General features: G+C 72.1%; 18 protein-coding genes. 5 read left to right on the top strand and 13 right to left on the bottom strand.

Features of this window, described 5'->3' with window-relative positions; translation table 11 throughout:
- Position 1: 1 nt before the first annotated feature.
- The 4 genes from C6W10_RS21105 to C6W10_RS21090 all read right to left on the bottom strand — a co-directional run bounded on the left by C6W10_RS21105 (position 2) and on the right by C6W10_RS21090 (position 5,287).
- Positions 2-1,438, bottom strand: coding sequence for a condensation domain-containing protein (locus tag C6W10_RS21105; RefSeq protein ID WP_107259845.1), 1,437 nt, complete (start codon positions 1,436-1,438; stop codon positions 2-4).
- Positions 1,435-2,496 carry a putative sugar O-methyltransferase gene (locus C6W10_RS21100; protein WP_159104688.1) on the bottom strand — a complete coding sequence of 354 codons (1,062 nt, stop codon included), beginning with the start codon at positions 2,494-2,496 and terminating at the stop codon, positions 1,435-1,437. The genes C6W10_RS21105 and C6W10_RS21100 overlap by 4 nt, the downstream gene beginning before the upstream one ends.
- Positions 2,477-3,187 carry an SIS domain-containing protein gene (locus C6W10_RS21095; RefSeq protein WP_159104687.1) on the bottom strand — a complete coding sequence of 237 codons (711 nt, stop codon included), beginning with the start codon at positions 3,185-3,187 and terminating at the stop codon, positions 2,477-2,479. Before C6W10_RS21095 ends, C6W10_RS21100 begins: the two co-directional genes overlap by 20 nt.
- Before the next feature lie 549 nt (positions 3,188-3,736).
- Entirely contained in the window at positions 3,737-5,287 is a 1,551-nt protein-coding gene (locus C6W10_RS21090; RefSeq protein WP_107259839.1) for a phosphodiester glycosidase family protein, read from the bottom strand.
- A 149-nt stretch (positions 5,288-5,436) separates the two neighbouring features.
- Here C6W10_RS21090 and C6W10_RS21085 point away from each other — a divergent pair, with 149 nt between their 5' ends.
- The 4 genes from C6W10_RS21085 (at position 5,437) to C6W10_RS21070 (ending at position 9,029) form a co-directional block, all read left to right on the top strand.
- A complete protein-coding gene (locus C6W10_RS21085) occupies positions 5,437-6,174 on the top strand; it encodes a GNAT family N-acetyltransferase (protein WP_159104686.1) in 738 nt (245 codons plus the stop codon).
- A gap of 319 nt (positions 6,175-6,493) precedes the next feature.
- The gene (locus C6W10_RS21080) at positions 6,494-7,291 is read left to right on the top strand and encodes a copper resistance CopC family protein (RefSeq protein WP_107259835.1); all 798 of its coding nucleotides are present in this window, start codon (positions 6,494-6,496) and stop codon (positions 7,289-7,291) included.
- Between the two features lie 43 nt (positions 7,292-7,334).
- The gene (locus C6W10_RS21075) at positions 7,335-7,709 is read left to right on the top strand and encodes a hypothetical protein (RefSeq protein WP_107259833.1); all 375 of its coding nucleotides are present in this window, start codon (positions 7,335-7,337) and stop codon (positions 7,707-7,709) included.
- Between the two features lie 6 nt (positions 7,710-7,715).
- Entirely contained in the window at positions 7,716-9,029 is a 1,314-nt protein-coding gene (locus C6W10_RS21070) for a hypothetical protein (RefSeq protein WP_107259831.1), read from the top strand.
- 63 nt (positions 9,030-9,092) lie between these two features.
- Here the strand turns inward: C6W10_RS21070 and C6W10_RS21065 are convergent, their stop codons facing one another.
- Together C6W10_RS21065 and C6W10_RS21060 are read right to left on the bottom strand one after the other, a co-directional pair.
- Positions 9,093-10,022, bottom strand: coding sequence for a diacylglycerol kinase family protein (locus C6W10_RS21065; RefSeq protein WP_107259829.1), 930 nt, complete (start codon positions 10,020-10,022; stop codon positions 9,093-9,095).
- A 73-nt stretch (positions 10,023-10,095) separates the two neighbouring features.
- The gene (locus C6W10_RS21060) at positions 10,096-11,190 is read right to left on the bottom strand and encodes a PIN domain-containing protein (RefSeq protein ID WP_107259827.1); all 1,095 of its coding nucleotides are present in this window, start codon (positions 11,188-11,190) and stop codon (positions 10,096-10,098) included.
- Between the two features lie 137 nt (positions 11,191-11,327).
- Between C6W10_RS21060 and C6W10_RS21055 the strand changes: the two genes are divergently transcribed.
- A complete protein-coding gene (locus tag C6W10_RS21055; RefSeq protein ID WP_107259825.1) occupies positions 11,328-12,392 on the top strand; it encodes a serine hydrolase in 1,065 nt (354 codons plus the stop codon).
- 78 nt (positions 12,393-12,470) lie between these two features.
- On the opposite strand, the gene C6W10_RS21050 is transcribed toward C6W10_RS21055, so the two are convergent.
- The 7 genes from C6W10_RS21050 to C6W10_RS21020 form a co-directional block, all read right to left on the bottom strand.
- Entirely contained in the window at positions 12,471-13,457 is a 987-nt protein-coding gene (locus tag C6W10_RS21050) for an NAD(P)-dependent alcohol dehydrogenase (protein ID WP_107259823.1), read from the bottom strand.
- Between the two features lie 224 nt (positions 13,458-13,681).
- Positions 13,682-14,377, bottom strand: a complete 696-nt coding sequence (locus tag C6W10_RS21045) for a TetR/AcrR family transcriptional regulator C-terminal domain-containing protein (protein WP_199853707.1) — start codon at positions 14,375-14,377, stop codon at positions 13,682-13,684.
- Positions 14,378-14,471: 94 nt separating this feature from the next.
- Positions 14,472-16,601: an alpha-glucuronidase gene (locus C6W10_RS21040; RefSeq protein ID WP_234361364.1), complete on the bottom strand. Its 2,130-nt coding sequence runs from the start codon at positions 16,599-16,601 to the stop codon at positions 14,472-14,474.
- 31 nt (positions 16,602-16,632) lie between these two features.
- Complete coding sequence (locus C6W10_RS21035; protein ID WP_107259819.1) at positions 16,633-18,687, bottom strand: beta-galactosidase; 2,055 nt, start codon at positions 18,685-18,687, stop codon at positions 16,633-16,635.
- Positions 18,684-19,373, bottom strand: coding sequence for a DUF624 domain-containing protein (locus C6W10_RS21030; RefSeq protein WP_107259817.1), 690 nt, complete (start codon positions 19,371-19,373; stop codon positions 18,684-18,686). The genes C6W10_RS21035 and C6W10_RS21030 overlap by 4 nt, the downstream gene beginning before the upstream one ends.
- Positions 19,370-20,914, bottom strand: coding sequence for a xylan 1,4-beta-xylosidase (locus tag C6W10_RS21025; RefSeq protein ID WP_107259815.1), 1,545 nt, complete (start codon positions 20,912-20,914; stop codon positions 19,370-19,372). The genes C6W10_RS21030 and C6W10_RS21025 overlap by 4 nt, the downstream gene beginning before the upstream one ends.
- A 120-nt stretch (positions 20,915-21,034) precedes the next feature.
- Positions 21,035-22,675: an extracellular solute-binding protein gene (locus C6W10_RS21020; RefSeq protein ID WP_107259813.1), complete on the bottom strand. Its 1,641-nt coding sequence runs from the start codon at positions 22,673-22,675 to the stop codon at positions 21,035-21,037.
- Positions 22,676-22,687: the final 12 nt, after the last annotated feature.

Raw genomic sequence — 22,687 nt, 5'->3', positions numbered from 1 at the left:
GTCAGGCCCCCCGGTGTGCGTGCAGGGTCGGCGTGGCGATCCCGACCAGGTCGGCCACCCGGTCGACGTCGAGGTCACCGGCGTCGAGCAGCTCGATCAGCACGAGTTCCAGCCCGGCCAGCAGCCTGCCGGCGTCGGCGGCCGGCAGGCGGCGGCTGTCGGCGAAGAGTTCGAGGACGGCGCGGGAGCGCAGCGACCTGACGTGCAGGTACAGCGTCAGCCGCTCGCTCTCCCGACCCTCCAGCTCCGAGACCACGGTGGCCGCGCTCAGCTCGCGCAGCTCGGCGACGCCGAGCGGCGCCGGAGGCGGCCCCGCGACGCCGGGTTCGGGTACCACGTTCACGGTGCTCGCCAGGTCGATGTCGACACCCCGCCGGGTCTGCACCTCCGCCAGCAACCGCGCGACGTCCCGGGGGTCGCTCTGCCCCCGCAGGTACGCCAGCGTCGAGGCCCGGTGCGCGGCGCGGAGGGTGCCGGCCAGCGAGCCGTCGTCCACCTTGATCAGTGCCGGGGCGCCCTGGTAGAAGGTCCCCACCGAGGCGGCGTCGTCCGGGGTGAACCGGTTGCCCCCGGCGAGGAAGAGCGGCACCTCCCGGGTACCGGTCCGGACGCCGATGATCGTGGCGACCGCGCCGAGCAGGACGGCGGCCGGCCCGACCCGGTGGCGTACCGAGACGGCCCGTACGGCCGCCGCCAGCGCCACCGAGTGCAGGCCGACGCCGGGGAAGAGCGGGCTCCCGCCCGGCCCCGGCGGACCGGGAAAGGCGGTCGGCGGCATGCTCTCCAGCACCCGGCGCCAGTAGGCGAGGGCGAGCTCGTTGGTCCGGCGGCCCGACGCCGACGCCTCGTAGCCGGCCCGGGCCAGCGGCTGCCAACCTGCGGCCGGCGCGGCGCGGTCGTCGCGGAGCAGGTCGAGGAACTCCCGGCGGAGCACGAAGCAGCCCCAGGAGTCGGCGGCGAGGTGGGAGAGGACGAAGACGACCTGCCGGGGGCGGCCACCGGCGGCGACGAGGCTCACCCGCAGCGGCCACTCGTCGTCGTGCCGGAACGGCTGCCGCCAGAGCCGTTCCTCGGCCTGCTCGGCGACCCGGCGTACCCGGCCGGGCTCGGTCTCGCAGATCTCCACCGGCAGGTCGCCGGCCCGGTCGCAGTGCTGCCGGGGCTCGCCGTCCGGGTCGACGGTGAACCGGGTCCGCAGCGCCTCGTGGCGGCCGACGAGGGTGTGCAGCGCGGCCAGCACCCGCTCCCGGGTGACGTCGGCCGGCAGGTGCACCCGGAACCGGATGTTGAGGTAGTGGTTGGCCGGGGCCAGCGACTCCAGGATGTCCCAGACGAAGCGCTGTCCCCAGGTCAGCTCGGCGCTGCCCCCGTCCGGCCCGGTGAACTCCAGCGTCGACCGCTCGCGGCGCGGCGCGTCGGCCGTCCCGTCGCCGGTCATGACGCCTCGGCGGTCGGGTCGGTGCCGGCACGGCGGTAGAGCAGGAACCAGTCACCGGCGCCGACGAGTTCGCGTACGTCGGGGTCGGCGATGGTGGGTTCGCGGGCCGCCAGGACGTAGCCGTGGCGAGCGAGTACCGGGGCGAAGTCCCGCCGGAGGTAGTCGTCCTCCAGGCTGAGCAGCCGGTCGCCCTCGTTCGGCACGATCAGCAGCGTGGGTACGCCGCACCGGGCCAGCAGGTCGATCCAGGCCTCGATCGCCGCGATCGGCATCTCCGAGAAGCTGTGCACGTTGACGGCCAGGTCGGGCCGCTCGGCCGCCAGCCGCTCCGCCATCTCGTCGAGGCGCAGGACCACCGCCTTCGGCTCGACCCTGCGGTGTCGCAGGTAGTGCTCGCTGAGGAAGGTCGACTCCGGGATCGCGTCGACACAGAAATAGCGCTTCAGGCCGGGAACGCTCTCCACCATCCGGTGGGCGAGGCGGCCGTACCCGGCGCCGATGTCGACGACGGTGAAGTCGGTCCTGGAGAGCAGCCCCCAGTGCCGGTCCAGGAAGTAGATCTCGTTGATCGAGTCGAGCAGGTCCCGGCTGGCCGTCGGCAGGCTCTCGAAGTCGAACGTCCAGCAGCCGAACGCGCCGTCCTCGGTGGTCCGGTCGAGCAACTTGTGCGTGTCGAGCGAGCTGACGTACCGGGCGAAGAGGAAGAACTTCAACCGGGCGTTGTCGCCGAGCTGGCGCAGCTGCCAGACGTAGGCGTTGTCGCCACGGAAGTACCGGAGGTCGAGGTCGCGCAGGCGCCGGCTCCGCCGCCAGAACCGGCCGGGCCGGAACGGCGACGCCAGCTCCCGGTAGTGCCTCCGGAGCTGCACCAGGTCCGGGTTCCGGTCGTGCAGCAGCGTGGCCAGCTCGGCCGGGAGCGGTCGGGAGTCGTCGTACCGCCCGTGGCCGGCGTGGATCCGATAGCTGGTGATCTCGGTGGAGGTCCGCGTCAGGGTCAACCCGAAGAGGCCGACGAGGTAGCGAACGGTGAGGAAGAGCCTAGAACTGACGTGGTTCACCGCGCTCGCCAACCTTCTCGCGTTCCGCCCCGGCACCGGCCGGCCCGTCGTCGGCGGCAGCGGCGCTGAATCGGCAGGCGTCGCCGCCGCGCAGCACGCGTACCGCCATGTGCCCGAGGGCGACGTGCAGGTCCTCGGTCAGGCCGTAGTCCGCCTGCCCGAAGACGACGAGCCGGTCCGCGAGTCGCGCCACCTCACCGGCGTTGCCGAGCGCCGCCAGCACGGTCATCCCGAGGTCACGGCCGACCCGGGCCGCCCGGACCAGGTTGGCCGAGTGACCGCTGACGCTCAGCAGCAGCAGTGCGTCGCGCGGCCTGCCCCAGCCGGTCAGCTGCCGGGAGAAGATCTCGTCGTAGCAGTGGTCGTTGGCGATCGCGGTGATCCGGGCGATGTTCTCGGTCAGCGCCACGACCTGGGGCGCACCGCCGAGGGTGCCCGCCGCCGCCATCAGGTCGCTGGCGATGTGGATCGCCGCCGTGCTGCTGCCGCCGTTGCCGGCCACGAAGACCCGACGACCCGAGTGCAGGGTGAGGACCAGGGTCTCCAGCAGGTCGGTCACCGAGCCGGTCTCCAGCTGGGCCAGCGCCAGCGTCAGGTCGTCGACGTACTGCTTGACCACGGTTTCGGCGCCGGTGGGTGCGGGGACCGGCCCGGCTGCCGGATCGAGCCGCTCGCCCGGGTGGACGGTCATCGGTATTCGGCGGCGGGGGAGCGCCCGAATTGCACGGACGCACCGCATTCGGTGTTGCTTTCGGATAACCGCCGGAGACCCCGATCCGGGGTGCGCGGCGCAATTATGGCCGCCGATAGTCCGACCAACGCAGGCTCCTCCTCGACACGTTGTGCGAGGACGGTGACAGACCGCAGCGCTGCGCCAGGTCGCCGTTCCCCCGTGACCCGTGTGGAAGATAACAACCATCGATGGGTACGGCAACCCCGCGATTGTGCGTCCCGGGGCCGACCTGGGCATCTTCCATCGTGCTACCAGCGACCCGTGGCGGCGGAATATCGAGATTGGACGATTCGCGCCCGCTCGGTCCCGAAATGGACCGGTGCCCGCCGTGCGGTGCGGAATGCGCCCGGAATTTGGGCGCCAACCCCGTCCCCGGACCGATCCGGAATCGCTGCCCGGCACATTCTGTCGAATGCCGGGCAACGCTCCCGCTGACCGATGGTCCGGTCGGTTCCAACTTGGTGGGATTTACGATAGGAGGACTGACCCGGCGGCCGGGTGCGGCGCTCAGACCCGGGTGATCCGGACCGCGTCGGCGACGACGTAGCCGGTGCCCGAGGTCCACCGGCTCACTCCCACCCTGTTCGCGTCTCCCGAGGGCAGCGTGAACACCCCGAGCGACACCCACCGGCCGCCGTTGGCCCGCTGGTTCACCCGTACGGTCTGGTTGCCGCTGGTGGTGGCGACGATGAACGGCGTCGAGTCGTTGTATCCGGGGTCGGCCGGATACCAGACCGCCACCGCGTAGCTGGCGGTCTCCGGGACGTTCACCCGGTACCAGGCGACGTCGCTGGACAGGACCGGGTCGGCGAACCGGTAGTCGGTGCCGAACCTGGAGCTGGAGTAGCTGGAGGTACCCCAGTTCGCGCTGGCGGTGAACCGGCCGGCCGTGCTGTTGTCGACCGTGCTGCTCCACGCCTGCGCGGTGGAGACGAAGCCGATCCCGTTCGGCACCGGTCGCTGCGCGCCGTCCGACGGGGTGTTGCGGACCGACACCGAGGTCGCTCCCGGCATCCGGGCGACCATGGTGCTGGAGCCGCCGCCGTCGAGGTTGATCGCGTCGTCGGCGCCGAGCGACTTCATGTAGTTGGCGAGTTCGACATAGGTCATCCCGACGCTGGTGCCGGAGCGCCCGTCGACGACGACCATCCACATGGTGAGGCCGTCCGCCGAGAAACCGACCGCGGTACGCGGATTGCGCGGATGCGCCACCGTGGTGGCCACCCCGTCCCGGACCAGTACGAGGTTGCCGCCGATCGCGACCTGGGTCGCGCCGGCCGCGCCGCGTGGCGAGTAGTCGACGGTGACCGTGTCGCCGACGGCGATCCCGGCCAGGGCGTCGGCACCGGCGTTCACCCCGAGCAGTACGACGGATCCGGCGGACACCTTGCCACCGGCGGTGGTGCTGACCCGGCTGACCCGGCCACCGGTTATCTCGACCTCCCGGCTCCGGGTGGCCCCGTCGAGTGCCTGACTGCGTGGCTCGTCGCCCCAGAGCGCGTTGTAGACGCCGATGCCGTCGGCGGCGATGTTCGGCGAGTTGAGGTTGGTGGCGGTGAGCTGGGCGCCGCCGGGGAGGGTGATCCGCGCGTCGAGGAAGATCTGGGCCAGGCCGCCCCGGGTGCCGGTGCCGTTGGCGTACAGCGCGGCCACGTTGTTCCAGCCGGACGCGGGGCCGTGCAGCATCGTGCCGTCGTCCAGCCCCACCCCCCGGGGTGCCCCGGTGGCGCCGATGTCGAAGAAGTCTCCGTTCACGGCGGCGACCGCGCCGACCCGGTTCGCCTGGGTGGTCAGGGTGGCGGTGGCGCCGACGGTCCCGGGGCTGAGGTATTTCGGCTTCAGGGTGGGCTCGGAGAGGTTCGCGGTGAGGACGTTGACCTGGTTCGGACCGCTGGCCGAGGCGGTGCTCAGGGAGAGGCCGGGGGCCAGTGAGGTGCTGGCGAACGTACCGATGTCGGGGTCGGCGGCGACCGCGACCGCCGGGACGGGGGTCGCCGCACCGATGCCGACGAAGGCGACCAGTGCGGCGAGCGGGACGGCGAGGGCTGATCGTCGCATGGCGTCTCCCGTGCGGGCAGGGGTGGGGACCGGAGACCGGTGGGACCGGACCGGGACGGCGCGAAACTTATTGTCATATCTTGATGCTTCGATGGCAAGAAGCGCCGCCGTCTCGGCCGGGCGGGCGAGGCATTGCTAGGCTGCCCCGGATGATCGGACCGGACGCCTACGTCGAGAACGCCGCCGCGATGTGGAGTGTGGTCGCTCTCCACACGCGTCGAGACCAGAGCTGCTTCCGCGCGGAGCTGCCCCGGGCGACCCGCCTGATCCTGCGCGCGCCGCTCTCCACCGAGGGCGTGTCGGGACTGCTCGACTCCGTGCCGCCGGCCAAGAGTGCGGTAGTGGAGGACGTCTTCGGCGGCGGTGCCGCCGAGCCGGCCGACCCGGCGGTGCGGGTCCTGCGCATGCCGGTGATGGTGCGCCCGGCGGGGACGGTCGGGACCACTTCGGACGGTGAAGCCCGGATCGTGTGCGTCTCCGATCCCGAGGAGCTGGCCGTGGCGGAGCGGACCATGGTGGAGGGCTTCCCGCTGCCGGCGTTCCTGCCGTGGCGCAGCGGAGAGGCGCTTCCCGCCGCTGTGCTGGCGGTGCCCGGCTGGAGTGTCCGACTGGCGTACCGGCGGGGCGAGCCGGCCGCCGCCACCTACACCTACGACGACGGCCGGGTGGTGGGCCTGTACTGGCTCGTCACGTCGCCCTCGCACCGCTCGGCCGGGCTGGGGCGGGCGCTGCTGACCCAGGCGATCGCGGCGCACCCGGACCGGCCGTTCACCCTGGTGGCCACCGACGCCGGGCGGCCGCTGTACGAGTCGCTCGGGTTCCGTACCGTGGCGACGGCCGGTTGGTACCTGCGGTCGCCCGTCCCGGCACCTGACCCGCACCGGTAGCCGCTGGTCCGGTCAGCCCCGGGATCCCCGGTCGAACCTGCCCGGCACGGCGTGCGCGGTGTCGGTGACGACCCCGCCTCCAGGAGCTGTTCGAGCCGGCGGAGGTTCGCGGCCATCTCCTCGGCGGGTGGCTTCCCGGCGAGCTTCAGCACCGCGTGACCCAGGTCGCCCAGCGGCGTGCTCAGCACCTCGCGGAGCCGAGCGGGTGCGGGTAACCGATGAATGAGCCGAAGTTTTGTCCGGGCGTCCGAAAGTCTGTTCAGATTGAACGAAAGCGGTTAGCCTCGCGGAAGGTTTCTACCGAGAGCCGAGGTACGCGATGGGTCGTGCGGCACCGCGTCTGCTCGCTGCCGTCCTGCTCGGCCTGCTCACCGTCCCGCTGGGAGCCGTGGCTTCCCGCCCGGCGTACGCGCACGGGCAGCTCGCCGTCTCCACCCCCGCCGACGGCGCCACCCTGAGCGCGCCCGTCGAGTCGGTGTCGCTGGCCTTCACCGAGCAACCCGCGCCGTTCGCGTACTTCACCGTGACGGCGCCGAACGGCAGCCGGGTCGACCGGCGCTGGTCGACCGGCGCCCCGATCCGGCTGGAAAAGCCGGTACGCGAGTACCAGTTGGTCAACGGCGCCTGGGAGCCTCGGCTCTTCCACGTCGGGTTCACGGTGCGGGTGCCGGTCGCGTACTGGCCGGAGCAGGGCCGGTACGTGGTGCGGTACCAGACGGTCGCCTCCGACGGGGAGGAGGTCGAGGGCGAGGTCCGGTTCGCCTACACCGGCGCAAGTACGTCCGCCCCGGCGGGTTGGCAGGCCCCGACCGACCAGCCCAGCCCGGAGCTGGTCGCGGCAGCCGGACACGGCCGCCCCACCGCCCCGGCCCCGGTACCCCCGTCGGCACCGCCGTCGGCGCCGGCCGCACCCGCGGCGGCGCCGGAGCGCGGGCCCGGTGTGTCGGTCTGGCTGGTCCCGGCCGTGCTGGTGGTCGGCGCCGTCGTGCTGATCGCCGGGGTCGCCCGCCGCCCGGCCGGTCCGGGCAGCGCGTCCCGCTCACGTGCCCCGACCGGCGGGCCGGCGCGCCGCCGGGCCGGTCCCGCCCCGACCGCGAACCGCCGCAAGCGTCGCTAGGCGTGCGTCCCCCGAACCGCCACCGACCGTCCTGGAGAACCCCATGCCGCCCCACCCCCGGCGACACCGGTCGACGCATGCCGCCGTCGCGCTGCTCGCCCTGCTCCTGATCGGACCGACCGCCTGCGGTGACGGCGAGCCGGCCGGCACCGGCACCGTCGAGACCGTCACGGTGACCATCGCCGGAGGTACCGTCTCACCCGCACCGGGCCGGATCGAGGTGACCCGGGGCCAGACCGTCCGGATCATCACGACCAGCGACGTCGCGGACATGGTGCACGTGCACGGGTACGACCGGTCGGTGACCCTGCGACCCGGGGTCGCCGGCACCGTCGAGTTCGTGGCCGACCAGGACGGGCTCTTCGAGGTCGAGACCCACGGCCAGGACCTGCAACTGTTCCAGCTCGTCGTCAGGTAGCCGGCCGTGTGGCTCGCACACGGCGTCGGCGGGCGCCAGGATCTGCCCATCCCGTTCGGCCTCGCCCTGACCGGCGCGCTGGTCGCCCTGCTGGTCTCGTTCGTGGCGCTGGGCGCGCTCTGGCGGGAGCCCCGGCTGGGCGACGACGCCGGATCGGCACGACCGCTGCCCGCACCGGTCCAGCGGGTGCTGGCCAGCCCCGCCTGGCCGTGGCTGTGCCGGCTGGCCGGGCTGGTCGTCGCGGCGTACCTCGGGCTGGGTTTCGCCGGCCCGGACACGGCCGACAACCCGACCGCCGGGGTGGTGTACGTCCTGTTCTGGGTCGGCCTGCTGCCGCTCTCGCTGCTGTTCGGCCCGGTCTGGCGGAGCCTGAACCCGCTGCGGACCCTGCACCTGCTGGCCTGCCTGGCGCTGCGCCGGGACCCGGTACGCGGGCTGCGTGACCTCCCGTCCGGACTCGGCTACTGGCCGGCGGCGGCCGGGCTGTTCGCCTTCGTCTGGCTGGAACTGGTGGCCCCGCACCGGGTGAGCCTGCCGGTCATCGGCGGCTGGCTCGCCGGGTACGCCGTCGCGATGTTCGCCGGAGCGGTGGTCTACGGCTCCCGGTGGTTCGACCGGGGCGACGCGTTCGAGGTCTACAGTGCCCTCGTCGGCCGGCTGGCGGTGCTGGCCCGGCGCCCCGACGGGACGCTGGTCCGGCGGCACCCGCTCGACGGGATCGCCGGGCTGCGACCGGCTCCCGGCCTGGTGGCCTTCGTGGTGGTACTCCTCGGTTCCACCATGTACGACAGCCTCTCCAACGCGCCGTTCTGGGTCCGGCTCCTCCAGGCGGGCGTGGCGCCGCCACCGCTGGTCGGTACGGCCGGGCTCGCCGTGGTGGTCGCGCTGGTCCTCGCCGCCTATCTGGCGGCGACCGGGCTGGCCGCCCGGCTCGGCGGCCGGTCGGTGCGGTACTGCGCCGGGGAGCTGGCCCACTCGATCGTGCCGATCGCCGTCGGGTATCTGGTCGCCCACTACTTCACGCTCTTCGTGCTGGAGGGGCAGCGCACCCTCGCCCTGCTCAGCGATCCGCTCGGGATCGGAGCGGACTGGCTGGGCACCGGGTCGTGGTCGGTACGGGGCTTCGGCACCTCGCCGGCCGGTACGTCGGCACTCCAGGTGACTGTGATCGTTCTCGGTCACGTCTTCGGCACGGTACTCGCGCACGACCGGGCGCTACGGCTCTTCGACCGGCGTACGGCGGTCGTCGGTCAACTGCCGCTGCTGGTGCTGATGGTGCTCTACACGACGGCCGGGCTGCTGCTCCTCTTCGCCGCCTGAGCAACACCGTCCCGGCCCGCGCACCCGCCCCGGCACCGGAGGGGGAGCGAGGACGCCGGATCGTCAGCGGTCGGGGGCGTCGGCGGGGGCCATCACCCGCAGTGCGTTGGCGGCGAGCCCGATCCGGACCGGGGTGCGCCCGCGTACCTCGCCGTCGACCTCGACCGGGACCGGACGGTCGGTGCGGAGCAGGATCTCACCGGCGGTCAGGAAGGGCTCGTCGTCGAGGGTGCGGCGATGACCGGTCGCCGCGTTGCGCGCCGTCGCGCCCAACAGGTCGCGGCGGGTCGGTCCCCCCACCGGATACGCGACCAGCAGCCGGTCGTCGGCGTTCGCGTCCGCCGTGATCGGCCGGCCGGCGTGGAAGCCGCCGTTGGCCACGAAGAGCTGGTGGGTCAGGTACTCCCGGGACCGCCCGTCGGCCTGCACGGTGATCCGCATCGGACGGTGTCCGGTGAGCAGCGCCAGGGCGGTCGCCGGGTACGCCAGCCGGCCGACCACCCGCTTGAGCCGGGCCGGTACCCGGGCCATCACGTCGGCGGAGAGCCCGACGCCGACGTGGTTGGCGAACGGCATCCCGTCGGCGGTCCCGAGGTCGACGTCGATCACCTTGCCGTCGGCCAGCGTCGCGACGGCCGCGTCCAGGTCGAGCGGGATGCCGACGGTCCGGGCGAAGTTGTTGGTGGTGCCGAGCGGCAGCAGCCCGAGCGCGATGTCGCGGTGCGCGAGCAGCCGGGCGGCGGCCCCGATCGTGCCGTCCCCGCCGCCCACGGCCAGCAGGTCCGGACCCAGCCCGGCGGCGGTGGCCAGGCTGGTCTCGAGTTCACCCGGCCGGTCCGCCGGATAGGTGCCGAGCAGGGTGAAGCCGGCCGCGACCAGCCGGGTCCGGGCCTCCTCGTAGAGCCGGCGGCCCCGGCGGGAGCGGGCGTTGACCACCAGCGCCGCCCGGCGCTCCCGCCGGATGGCGGCGTCCAGCTCCTGCTTCGACCGCATGCGCCAAGACCCTATCGCCCGCCGCCGCGCCGGTCCCCGGCGGTGCGGGACCGGCGGGTCGCAGGCCGCGGGGTCACCCGGGGCGGGCGGTCAGCAGGTAGTCGTCGGTCTCCGGGCTCCACCGCAGCTCGACCGCGCCGCTGGTGGCGGCCGCCTTGCAGAACTGGAGGAAGCTGCGGTAGCCGAGCTTCTTCTCGCTGAAGTCGGGCCGGGCGCGGCGGAGCTGGTTCTTCAGCCCGGAGAGCGCCACCGAGCCGTCCGCACCGGCGAGGTCGAGGAGCACGGTACGCAGCAGCCCGAACGCCACCTCCCGGTCGCCGTGCTCGGGCAGGGACACCCCCGGGTCGCCCTTGGCCGGGCCCTCGGTCAGCTCGACCACGTTGTGCTCGGCGAGGTGCCGGAGCAGCTCCCCGAAGGCCCGGAACCCGTAGTCGGACTCGCTGAAGGTCGGGTCCTTGCGCAGCAGGGTGCGCTTGAGCGTGGAGGCGGTCACCTCTCCGCTGGAGCTGCCCTGCAACCCCGCCACGGTCTGCGCGACCACCTCGGCGAGGGTGTCGACGTCGCGTACCGACTCCTCGGTGCCCTGTGCGGGCTCGGGTACCGGCTCCGCCTGCTGGTCCGGACCGGCCTGCGGCGCCTCCGGGCCGGTCGGCCGGGTCGGTCGGCCCCGCCGGGGACGGGTCGAGGGGATGTCCACCCCCTCCAGCCGGTCGTAGTAGAGGAACTCGTCACAGGCGGGCGGCAGCAGTGCCGAGGTGGACTTCTCCACGCCGACGCCGATCACCCGCTTGTTGAGTTCGCGCAGCTTGTGCACCAGCGGGGTGAAGTCGCTGTCGCCGGTGCAGATCACGAAGGTGGAGATGTATCCGCGTTCGAAGGCGAGTTCGACGGCGTCGACCGCCATCTTGATGTCGGCGGCGTTCTTGCGGCTCGCCCCCATCCGCTGCGGGATCTCGATCAGCTCCACGTGTGACCGGGTGAGCATCCGGCGGTCCTCGTCGAAGTACGACCAGTCGGCGTACGCCCGGCGGACCACCACCCGGCCGCGCTCGGCCAGCGCGTCGGCGATCGGGCGGAAGTCGAAGGCCTGGCCCCCGAGATGGTCCCGCGCGCCGAGCGCGAGGTTCTCGTAGTCGAGGAAGAGGGCGATCCGGTCTTCTTGATCCACGTCGTTCAGCCTACGCCGGGTGGGGCGCCGCAGGCGGTGGCCCGGCCCGGCGGGTCCGACCTGCTCCGGGTTGTTGCCCGATATCGCCGGTCGGTACGCTCGCCGCGACAATTGTCGATGACCACGGGGGAGGAACAGTGCCGGAGCATGTCAGTCGCCGGGCGGCGATCGGGATGGGAGCGGCGGCGGCCGCGCTGGTGGCGACCGGACGGCCCGCTGCCGCCGCGCCGGCCACCACGGTGGCGGTCGGGCGGGCACCCGTCTCCGGGCCGGGCGTACCGGGCGGCCCACTGGGCGTGACCGGCACCGCGCAGGCGTCGATCCGGCAGGCGTACGACACGCAGAAGGCCCGGGCCGGTGGGGTGTGGCACTCGCACATCGCGATGGTCAACGCCGCCGGCACCCTGGAGACCGTGGTGGCGGACGACGCCGACCGGGTCACCCACGGCTACAGCGTGCAGAAGCTCGCGGTCGCGGTGGCGGTGATGGACAAGATCGACCGTGGTCAGCTCCGGCTCGACCAGAAGCTCGACCTGACCGCCGACATCATCCTCGGCGGCACCGGCATCTACTTCCTGCACACCGTCTGGGGCGACGACATCACGGTCGCCAACTTCCTCACCGCGATGCTGCTGGTCTCGGACAACACGGCCGTCCGGATGTGCGGCCGGGTGGTGCCGGCGTTGGAGATCAACGAGATCCTCGCCAGCAAGGGCTTCACGCACACCCGGGTCGAGCCGGTCGCCAACCCGAACCGGTTCTTCCTCGGCGTCACCACGCCCCGGGAGACCCACGACCTGCTGTGGCGACTGGCCAACAAGACCATCGTGACGCCGAGGTCCGCCGACTTCCTGCTCGGCATCCTGCGCTGGATCAACGGCTACCACGACGGGGTCCGCCGGAACATGTCCTCGGCCGAGCGCAGCCGGGTGGCCACCAAGTACGGTGCGGACTACGACGAGTTGGGTGCGGCCCGGCACGAGGCCGGCATCATGTTCGACGCGGCGGGCGCGCCGACGCTGACGTACGCGATGTTCGCCGACTCCCTCGGCGACCTGGACAACTACGGCGCGACGCACCCGGCGGTGCAGGCGCACGCGGTGCTCGGCCGGACCATGTTCGACGCGATCGCGACGGTCACCAACCGGACGGCGAAGGCCCGGCACACGGTCGACCCGTTCCGTCCGGTCAGCGGCGGCTGACCGGCGCCGATGCCCGGACCGCGGCCGGGGCGAGCGGATTCCCGGCTCGCCCCGGCCCACGGGTCGCCGGGTGGGCGCTCAGAGCGTCACCACCACCTTTCCCGGGCTGTGTCCCTCCTCCTGATAGCGGACCGCCTCGCGGATCTCGGCGAACGGATAGCGCCGGTCGACGACCGGGGTGACCCTGCCCTGCTCGATGAGCCCGGTCAGCAGCCGCAGGCACCGCTTCTTGTCCGGGCAGCGGACGGTGTCGGCGAGCGTGATCCGCTGGGACACCAGCGGGCTCGCCGCGAGCGCCGCGAAGACCCGCCCGACGGGCTGTAGCCAGCGGCCGGCCGGGCCGCCGACGACGACGAGGGTGCCGTCGCGGGTCAGCGCCCGCCGGTAGGCCGCGACGGAGCGGCTCCCCACGTTGTCCAGCAGCAGGTCGTAGCGGCGCCCGCGCCGGGTGAAGTCCTCGGCGGTGTAGTCGACGACCTCGTCCGCGCCGAGGGACCGGACCAGTTCGACGTTCCGGCCGCTGCACACGCCGGTGACGGTGGCGCCGAACGCGCGGGCGAGCTGCACGGCGAAGGTGCCGACCCCGCCCGAGGCGCCGTTGACGAGTACCTGCTGGCCGGGCTGGATCCGGCCCGCGTCGCGGAGGGCCACCAGGGCGGTGACGGCGGCCATCGGCACCGCTGCCGCCTGCTCGTACGTCAGGTTCGTCGGCTTCGGCGCCAGCAGGTCCTCCCGGACGCAGACGTACTCGCCGAAGCCGCCCTCCGGCAGCAGGGCGTAGACGTCGTCGCCGGGGCGGAACTCGGTGACGTTGCCGCCGACCGCCTCGACCTGGCCGGCCATGTCGCAGCCGGGGATGCCGATCGCCGGGGTGCGCAGTCGGGGGCCGTCCGGCATCAGGCGGGCGACCAGCGGCTCGCCCCGGATGTGGTGCCAGTCGTACGGGTTGACGGAGGTGGCCCGGACCCGGACCAGCACCTCGTCGTCGCCGGGGGTGGGGCGCTGGACCTCGGTGAGTTCCAGTGCATCGGGTGGGCCGTACGAACGCAGGACTGCCGCCTTCATCGTCGTCTCCTCGGCTCGGCTCGGCTCGGCTCGGCTCAGCTCAGCTCGGTTCGGGCTCGGCTGGATCGTGCGGGCGAGCGGTGTCCCGCGTGGAACCACCGACACCCTTACGTTGTAAGTCTTACGTCGTAAGGTACTCGTACGACGTAAGGTTGTCGAGGGTCGAGCGTCGATGGAATCTCGCGTTGCTGGTCGGCACCGTCCAGCCGGGACGGCGGGTGGGCTCAGCCGCGCTCGCGGAGCCGGTCCAGGCCGTCCAGGATCAGGTCGAGTCCGAACTCGAACTCGGCCTGGTCGTCGCACCAGCCCAGCGTCGAGTCGGGATCGTCGTGTGCGATCTCGGAGAGCATCCCGACCAGGTGCGGAAGCTGCTCGGCCAGCTCGGCCAGCCCGGCCGCCGGGTCACCGTCGCCGCCGCCGTTCGGGTCGAAGAGTTCCTGGCTGAACCCCAACGCCCGGCTGCCCAGCGCGTGCATCGCGTGGTGCGCCAGATCGTACGAGAAGCCGCCCTCGCGCAGCAGACCGAGCAGGGCGTCGTAGTAGCGCAGCACCGCCATGCTGGTGGTGGTACGCGTCTCGAAGACCCCGGGCGCCCACCGGTGCCGGAGCAGGACCTCGCGGGCGGCGAGGATGCGCTGGCGTACCGCCTTCTTCCAGCCCGCGCCCCCGGCCGGTACGTCGATCCGGTCGACGACCTCGTTGATCTCCGTCGCGATCACGTCCACGACGCCGTCGAGCACGTCTTCCTTGTTGGTCACGTGGTAGTAGAGCGACATCGCCTCGGCCCCGAGATGCTCCGCGAGACGACGCATCGTCAGCGACTCGATGCCGCCCGAGTCGGCGATGCTGACCGCGGCCCGCAGCACCCGCTCGCGACTCAACGGGATCCGGGGCTCGACGCGCTCGGCTTGGCTGGCCACCTACCTCAACTCTCCTCCGGGACGACATCGTACAAGGCAGGTCGGGGCCCGGAGCGCAGGTGGCTCGGCGGAGGCGCCCGCCCGGCCGGCGGCGTCAGTAGATCCGTCGGCCGTGCGCGTCCGGTACCCCCGACTTGCGGAGGAAGTAGGTGTTGACCTTGTCGCGCCACTCCTCGGCCGAGCGCAGCTGCTCGGCGAGCCGTTCCGTCACCCGGGCGTGCAACGCCGGGTCCACCAGCCCCGCCGTGCCGATCCGCTGCCACCGGCGCACCATCTCCACCACCTGCTCGACCCCGGCGAACCGGGTGTCGTAGACGTGCTGGATCACCGTCGACCCGGAGTGCAGCACATGCTGGTAGGGCACGTGGTGGAAGAAGAGCAGCAACTCGTCCGGGCAGGTCTCCAGGAACTCGTACCGGTCCGCCCAGGGCTGCGGGTACTGGCCGGTGAAGCCGGTCCCGGTGGCCCGGGTGCGGTCCACCCCGACGCCGTACCGGTCGGCGAAGTGGTAGGTGCCCCAGCGCGAGTACTCGTAGCCGTCCACGTCCGGGCCGTAGTGGTCGCCCGGCGCGACCATGAAGCCCACCCCGAGCGGTGCCGTGTACCGCTCGTAGGTGCGCCACGAGTCGTCCAGCAGCGCGTGCAGCGTCCCGCGCAGCAGCTCGGGATCGCCGGTCGCCGACGGCGTGAAGGTCAGCTCGATCCACTCGTCGAGTACGGCCAGCGGGTCGAGGTCGGGGGCCCAGGCGAGCCGGCCGGCGACGTAGAGGTTGGCCTGGGCGAACGGGTGGCCGGTCCAGTACCGGTCGTCGCCCACGTTGGAGACGACCACCAGGCCGCCACCCGCCGACGCCCCGCCGTCACCGGCACCGTCACCCGCCGAGCCGGCGACCACCGAGGCGACCGTCGGCCCGCCCGGACCCCAGGGCGCGAACCGCAGCACCTCGCTCCAGCACGGGCCGAGATAGCAGACGTGCCGCTGCTGCCCGGTGTACTCCTGGGTCGCCTGGAACTCCACCGCGAGCCGGGTGTTCGGCATCGCCGCCAGTACCGGGGAGACGGGCTCGCGCACCTGGAAGTCCATCGGACCGTGCTTCACCTGGAGGACCACGTTCTCCCGGAACCGGCCGTCCAGGGGCGTGAAGTGGTCGTACGCCGCCCGGGCCCGGTCGGTCGACCGGTCCCGCCAGTCCTGCCGGTGGTTGTAGACGAAGGCACGCCAGTGCACGATCCCGCCGAACGGCGCCAGCGCGTCGGCGAGCATGTTCGCGCCGTCCGCGTGACTGCGCCCGTACCTGGCCGGGCCCGGCTGCCCCTCGGAGTCCGCCTTCACCATGAAGCCGCCGAAGTCGGGAATCCGCTCGTAGACCTGCGCGGCGGCCTTGCACCACCAGGCCCGGACGTCGTCGTCGAGCGGGTCGGCCGAGGGCAGTTCGCCGAGGACGAACGGCGCGGCGAAGTTGACCGACAGATGCACCCGGATCCCGTACGGGCGGACCAGGTCGGCGATCGCGGCGACGTCGTCGAGCCGGTCGGTCAGCAGCCGGGTCGCCGTACCGTGCACGTTGACGTTGTTGACCGTCAGCGCGTTCATCCCGCAGGCGGCGAGCAGCCGCGCGTAGTCGCGTACCCGATCCGGGTCCCGGCGCGGCGCACCGTCGCGCCAGAAGATCGACCCGCCCGCGTAGCCGCGCTCGACCTGCCCCATCACCGGATGCACGTCGACGTTGTCCCAGTGGCTGACCAGGCGCAGCCGCATCGCCGGCCGGTGCCGCCGCACCGCGATGTCGGCGCCGAACGCCGCCGCACCGAGCCGGACCACGTGGAACAGGCCGTGGAGCAGCCCGGCCGGCTCGTCGGCGAGCACCACCGAGACGCCGTCCCGGCGGGCCACCGCGAAACCCTCCGGTCCGAGCCCGTCCGGCTCCGATCCGGGGCCGATCTCGGCGGCGAGCGCCGCCGCGCCGGCCGGCAGCGGCCCGGCCGTGCCGAGCGCGAACACCAGGTCGTACGGCCCGTCGTGCTCGCCGGTGCGCTGCCTCTGCTCGGCCGGCAGGTGGGTGACCGTGCCGCCGAAGCGGGCACAGGCCCCGGCCACCTCGTCGCGCACCGTGTCCACGAGCGCGCCGGTGCCACGGACCAGCGTCCGGCGCGACCCGATCGCCCGGAACGCCTCCACCGGCAACCAGGCCGGATGGGTGCGCGTGGGCTCACCGGTGCTCATCGGGTCCCTCCCGGGCATGCTGCCGGAACCGTCATCGGTCCGTCTCCGGGGGGTCCTCGCGCAGCACCAGTACCCCCTTCGGGTCCAGCCGGATCGGCTGGCCCGCCGCCACCCGGCCCCCGCCGAGCAGATCCGTACCGGCGGCGTGCGCCGTCGTCTCGACCGGCTCCGCGCCGTGGTTGAGCAGGAACCGCAGCCGCGTCCCGTCCGGGGCGACCCGCACCGTCGACTCCAGTTCCGGCAGGTCCGCGTACGGGCCGACGAGATCGTGCCGCTCCAGCACCCGACGGACCACCCAGTGCACACCGGGCTGGTCGAGGCCGGCGGCGACGTACCAGCCGTGGCCGGCACCGTAGCTGTTCCGGGTGACCGCCGGGGTACCGGCGTAGAAGTCCGCCAGGTAGCTGCCGACCACCTCCGCACCCTGCGGGATCACCAGCTCGAAGAGGAGCCGCGCCTCGACCTCCAGCTCGTCGTCCGGGCCAGCGCCGTGCAGCCGTACCGGATTGACCACCTCGGGCGGGCGGGCGTCCCACTCGTCGATCCGGATGCCCATCAGCGGCCCGAGCGGACCGGGCACGTCCATCAGGAACGCCCGGTCGTCCTCGTCGACCCGGCCGGAGAGGAAGGTGGTCAGCACCGAACCGCCGCGCTCGGCCACCGCCGCCAGCCGCTGCGCCAGGTCGCCCTTGAGCATGTGCAGCGCCGGCGCGACCACCACCGCATAGCCGGTCAGGTCCGCGGTCACCGGCACGACGTCGACGTCGACGCCGGCCTCCCAGAGCGCCCGATAGTACGCGTGCACGATCTGCTGGTAGCGCAGCAGCCGGGACGGGCCGTCGGAGATCTCCAGCGCCCACCAGCTGTCCCAGTCGAAGAGCAGGGCGACCCGGGCCGGGGTCCGGGCGCCCAGCGTCGCCGGGCCGAGCCGGTCCAGCTCCTCGCCGAGGCCGGCCACCTCCCGGAAGACCCGGGTGTCCTCTCGTCCGGCGTGCCCGATGACCGCGCCGTGGTATTTCTCGCAGGCACCCCGGGAGGCGCGCATCTGGAAGAAGAGCACCGCGTCCGCGCCGTGCGCCACCGCCTGCCAGCTCCACAGCCGCATCACCCCGGGCCGCTTGAGCGGGTTGACGTCCCGGGACGCGGTGTAGCTCGGGGTCTGCTCCATCAACCAGAACGGCTGACCGTCCTTGAGCCCGCGCATCAGGTCGTGGGCCAGCGCCATCCAGGCCGGCGAGTCGTCGTCGGGCGGGTAGTTGTCCCAGGAGGCGAAGTCGAGGTGCGGCGCCCAGCGGTGGTAGTCGATCGGCCGGTACATCCCCATGAAGTTCGTGGTGACCGGCACGTCCGGGCTCGACTCCCGGATCGCCGCCAACTCGTCCCGGAAGTTGGCCAGCATCGCGTCCGACATGAAGCGCAGGTAGTCGAGGGTGATGCCCTGGAAGGCGGTGTGGTTCGGCCCGCGCCAGTGCTCGGTCAGCGCCGACGGCGGCTCGATCTCGGCCCAGTCGGTGAAGGTGTGCGACCAGAACGTGGTGTACCAGGCGGTGTTGAGCGCGTCGAGGCTGCCGTACCGGTCGCGCAGCCAGTCCCGGAAGCCGGCCGCGCAGAGGTCGCAGTAGCAGGCGCCGCCGTACTCGTTGCCGACGTGCCAGGCGACCACGGACGGGTTGCCGGCGTACCGCCGGGCGATCCGCCGGGCGAGTTCGGTGGAGAGTCGACGGAAGACGGGGGAGCTGGGGCAGGAGTTGTGCCGCTGCCCGTACCGGTGCTTGCGCCCCTCGAAGTCCGTCCGGGTCACCTCCGGATGGGCCCGGGCCAGCCAGGCCGGGTGCGCGCCGGTGCCGGTGGCCAGGCAGATCCGCCGACCCTCGGCGGTGGCCCGCTCGACGATCCGGTCCAGCAGGCTGAAGTCGTAGACGTCCGGCGCCGGCTGGGTCAGAGCCCAGTCGAAGACGCCGAGGGTGACGGTGTCGATCCGGGCGGCGTCGAAGAGCCGGTAGTCCTCCTTCCAGACCTCCTCCGGCCACTGCTCGGGGTTGTAGTCCCCGCCGAATGCAATCTTGGGGGTGACCGGCAGGCTCACGCGGTGAACTCCTTCTCGACCTTCGCGATCAGCGGGCGGCAGTTGCGGAGCAGGGCCAGCGTCAGCACCGAACCGAGCAGCCCGAGGACCGCCTCGGAGGTGACCCAGACGACCCCGGCCATCACCACCAGCAGGCAGAGGTTGCCGAGGGTCACCCCGGGGGTGTGCCCGAGGAAGTGCATCGCCAGCCGGGCGACGTCCCGGACCCGGAAGCTGAAGAGCGACGTGATCACCAGGGCGTGCACGCCCCACAGGGTGACGCCGAGCGCGACCAGGAGCAGCGGCCCCCGCCACCAGCCGGGCACCCCGGCGGCGCCGAAGTAGCTGAGGTTGAGCGCGACGATGGTGAGCCAGGCCAGCCAGGGCACCCAGATCGCGAGTACGCCCCGGACGTTGGCCCGGTAGCCGCGCCAGAACAGGGTTGCCGGGGTCAGCTCGGTCAGGTCCGGGCGGTGGTGGCGCAGCGCGTACAGCGCGGCCGAGACGGCCGGGCCGAGCGGCAGCGCGCAGAGCGCGACCAGTGGAAGGTTGCTGACGTGCCGGTCCAGCAGGAAGAGCGGGACCAGGCCGGGCAGGGTGGTCAGCACCAGCAGCAGTTCCACCACCAGCAGGCTGTAGACCAGCGCCATGGCCCGGGAGAGCGGCCCGGTGCCGAACCGTCCGCCGGCCTCCGTGGTCTCGTTCATCCCTGCTCCCTTCCGGGCGTACCCTCCGGCGTGGTCAGGCCGAGGAGCCGGCCCTCGTCCCACCACGGCGGGGTCTCGTCGACCACCACCGTGATCTCCGCCAGGGTCACCTCGTGCCGGGCCAGGGTCAGGTCGAGTTCGACCCGGCCGGCCACCACCGGCAGGCTCCGGTGGGTACGGGCCGGTTCGGCCGCCTCGCGCAGCGCGTCCAGTTGACCGGAGCGCGGCGAGCGGGGCCGACCCATCTCCGACCAGGCCGTCCAGGCGTTGCCCGACTCCTCGTTGACCGTCGAGCGGAGCAGAAAGGCGGAACCGGTGCCCGGCGGTCCGACCGGGATGGAGAGCGCCACCCGATGCCGGTCGACCGGCGCCGCCCCGGTGACGTCCACCGGTGCCCAGGCGAGCACCGCGATCCGGCCGGCGGCATCCCGGGTCACCAGGTGGTCGTCCCCGCGCGCCAGCACCTGGTCACCGAGCCGGGCCAGGAAGGCGTACAGGTGGTAGGTGGGCTTCTTGACCTGGCGGTGGGTGAGCAGGCCGAAACCGCCGTGGAAGAACGAGGTCGGGATGCCGACCTCCTCGAACATGTCGCTGAAGGTCCAGTACGAGAAGGAGTCGACCAGGTCGCCGCCGGCCGCCAGCACCGGGGCCAAATAGGCCGCGTGGAACGCCGTGTCGTGGATCGGGTTGTCCGGCCGGTAGGAGGAGTTGAACTCGGTGATGTGCACCGGCAGCCCGGCCAGGGCGGTGTCCCGGAGCAGCTCCCTCGGCGTGCCGAACTGCTCCAGCAACCGGGACGCCGGAGCCAGCGTCTGGTGTACGCCGAACGGCACGTGCTGGGCCGGCCCGGAGGTGTAGGCGTGCTTGCTGACGAAGTCGATCGGCACGTCACGGGCGGCGACGAAGTCGGCGAAACGCGGCAGCCACTCGTCGGCGCCGGGGGAGATGGCCGGTCCACCGACCTGGAGGCCGGCGTCGACCTCCTTGACGGCGTGCGCGGTCACCTCGTAGAGGCGGTGGTAGGCGGACTCGTCGGCGCCCTGCCAGAACTGTTCGAGGTTCGGCTCGTTCCACACCTCGATCGGCCAGCGGCGCACCTCGGCGAGGCCGTACCGGTCGACCAGGTGCCCGACCGTGGCCCTGACCAGGTCGGCCCACTCCGACTCGGAGCGGGGCGGGGTGACGTTGCCCTGCCACCAGAAGACCGTCTGGTCGCCGGAGGCGAGTGCGGCGGGCATGAAGCCCAGCTCGACGAAGGGCCGGATGCCGAGTTCCAGATAGGCGTCGACCACCTGGTCGACGTAGCCGAAGTTGTGCCGGACCCGGCGCGAACCCTGGTGCTCGTAGGGCCGGTAGACGCCGACACCGTCGCTGAGCAGCCCGTGCCCGCGGATGTGCCGGAAGCCGATCTCCCGTTGGACCAGCGCGAGGGAGTCCTGGTAGTCACGGCGCAGCGCCAGTTCGAAGCGGCCCGTGCCGACGCAGGTCCGCCAGGCGTCGCTCAGCCGTCCGGTCGGCTGCTCCGGTACGGGGATGTGCATGGTGTTCCTCTGTTCCGTTTCGCGCGGGTCCCGCCCGCTCCGGTGGTGGTGCGGGCGGGGCCGCTGCGCCGACGTCCGGTCCGGTCGTGCCCGTCGCGGGGCACGACCGGACCGGAGTGGTCAGCCGTGTTCCTTCTGGTACCGGTCGTACGCCTGCTGCACCTTCTCCATGTAGGAGTCCATGTTCTTGCCCTTGAGTTCGGTCAGGTAGGCGTCCCACTGGGCGAGGTCCCGCTGCCCGAGGATGAACTGAAGGGTCGCCTGGTAGACGAAGTCCCGCAGCGGCGTCGCCCAGAGCGATATCTGCTCGCGCTCCTCGTCGGTGAACGGGAAGGGCGGCATCACCGCCCGCGGCTGCCGGGCGTTCATCACCTTCTGGAACTCCTGCTCCTCCGGGGAGAAGAAGGCCTGCACCAGTTCCGGCTTTCCGCCGTAGGCGAAGATGCCGTTGTAGAAGCCGAAGTCCTTCTGCAGGTGCTTCGGCGCCTTGGGGTTGAGCGCGATGACCCGGACGTCCGGCGACAGGGTGTACTTGCCGGAGGCGTCCTTGGTGAAGGTGGTGCCCTCCACGCCGAGACGGGCGAACTCCTGCCCGGCGTCGGAGTAGAACAGCCAGTCGATGAACTGCATCATGGCGACGAAGTTCTTGCTGTCCCGGGCCTTCTTCGAGATCATGACGCCGTTCTCCAGCCTGCCGGCCGGGTTGATCTCGCCGGCCGGGCCGATCGGCAGCGGGATCTTCGTCAGCGTCGCGTTCGGCAGGGTCTTCGCCAGGTCCGGACGGTAGTCGTTGTCCAGGGTCTGCGCGTTGCTGCTGATCACGAACGACTTGCCGTTGGCGAGCTTCTGCCGGGCGTTGTCATCGGTCTGGGTGAAGGTCTCCGGGTCGAGCAGCCCCTCCTTCACCAGCTTGTTGAGGTAGGTCAGCATGTCCCGGTACTTCTCGCTGGCGCCGGTGTAGAAGAGCTTCTTGGCGTTCGCGTCCCAGCTCACGTGCTGGAAGTTCCAGCCGGCACCCTCCAGGCCGTACGAGGCGGCGAGGATGTTCAGCAGGTTGCCGGCCGGGTTGGGCTGGCTGAACCGGTCGGAGAAGGGGAAGGTGTTCGGGTACTTCGCCTTCATCGCCTTGAGCACGGTGTAGAGCTCGTCCCAGGTCTTCGGGATCTCCAGGTTGAGTTCCTTGAGAATGTCCGTCCGGATCGCCAGCGAGTAGTCGTGCCAGGGCTTCTCGTGCAACCCGGGGAGCAGGTAGAACTTGCCGTCCGCCTGCCGCCGCTGGTTGATCTCAGGAGCCAGGTTCCACTTCTCGATCTTGTCCTTGAAGTTCGGCATCAGGTCGAGATAGTCGCTGACCGGCAGGATCGCGCCGGAGGAGACGAAGGTGTCCTCCTGGCTCGGGTAGGTCTTCGGGATGATCATCGGTGCGTCGCCGGCACCGATCAGCAGACTGCGCTTCTGCTCGTAGTCGCTCAGCGGTACGGAGACCGGTTCGAGCGTGACGTTGGTCCGCTTGTTCAGCTCGGTCCAGAACAGCCAGTCGGCCTTGTAGGGGTAGTTCGGGTGGTTGTTGTAGAGCATGGAGAACGACACCGGTTCGGTCGCCTTGAACTGCTGGTTGACACCGTATTCGGCCATCGCCCCGGCGCGGTTCTCCGAGAGGTCCTCAGCCTCGCCCTCGTCGCCACTGCCGCAGGCGACGAGCGAGAGAGTGAGCGCGCCGGCAGCGACCACCGCTGCTCGGCGCCGGGCTCGTTGGAACATCAGGCTTCCTTT

The organism is Plantactinospora sp. BB1, from assembly GCF_003030385.1.
Lineage (GTDB): Bacteria > Actinomycetota > Actinomycetes > Mycobacteriales > Micromonosporaceae > Plantactinospora.
Note: the sequence above shows the minus strand (reverse complement) of the source record. Positions and strands in the feature narration are given on the sequence as shown.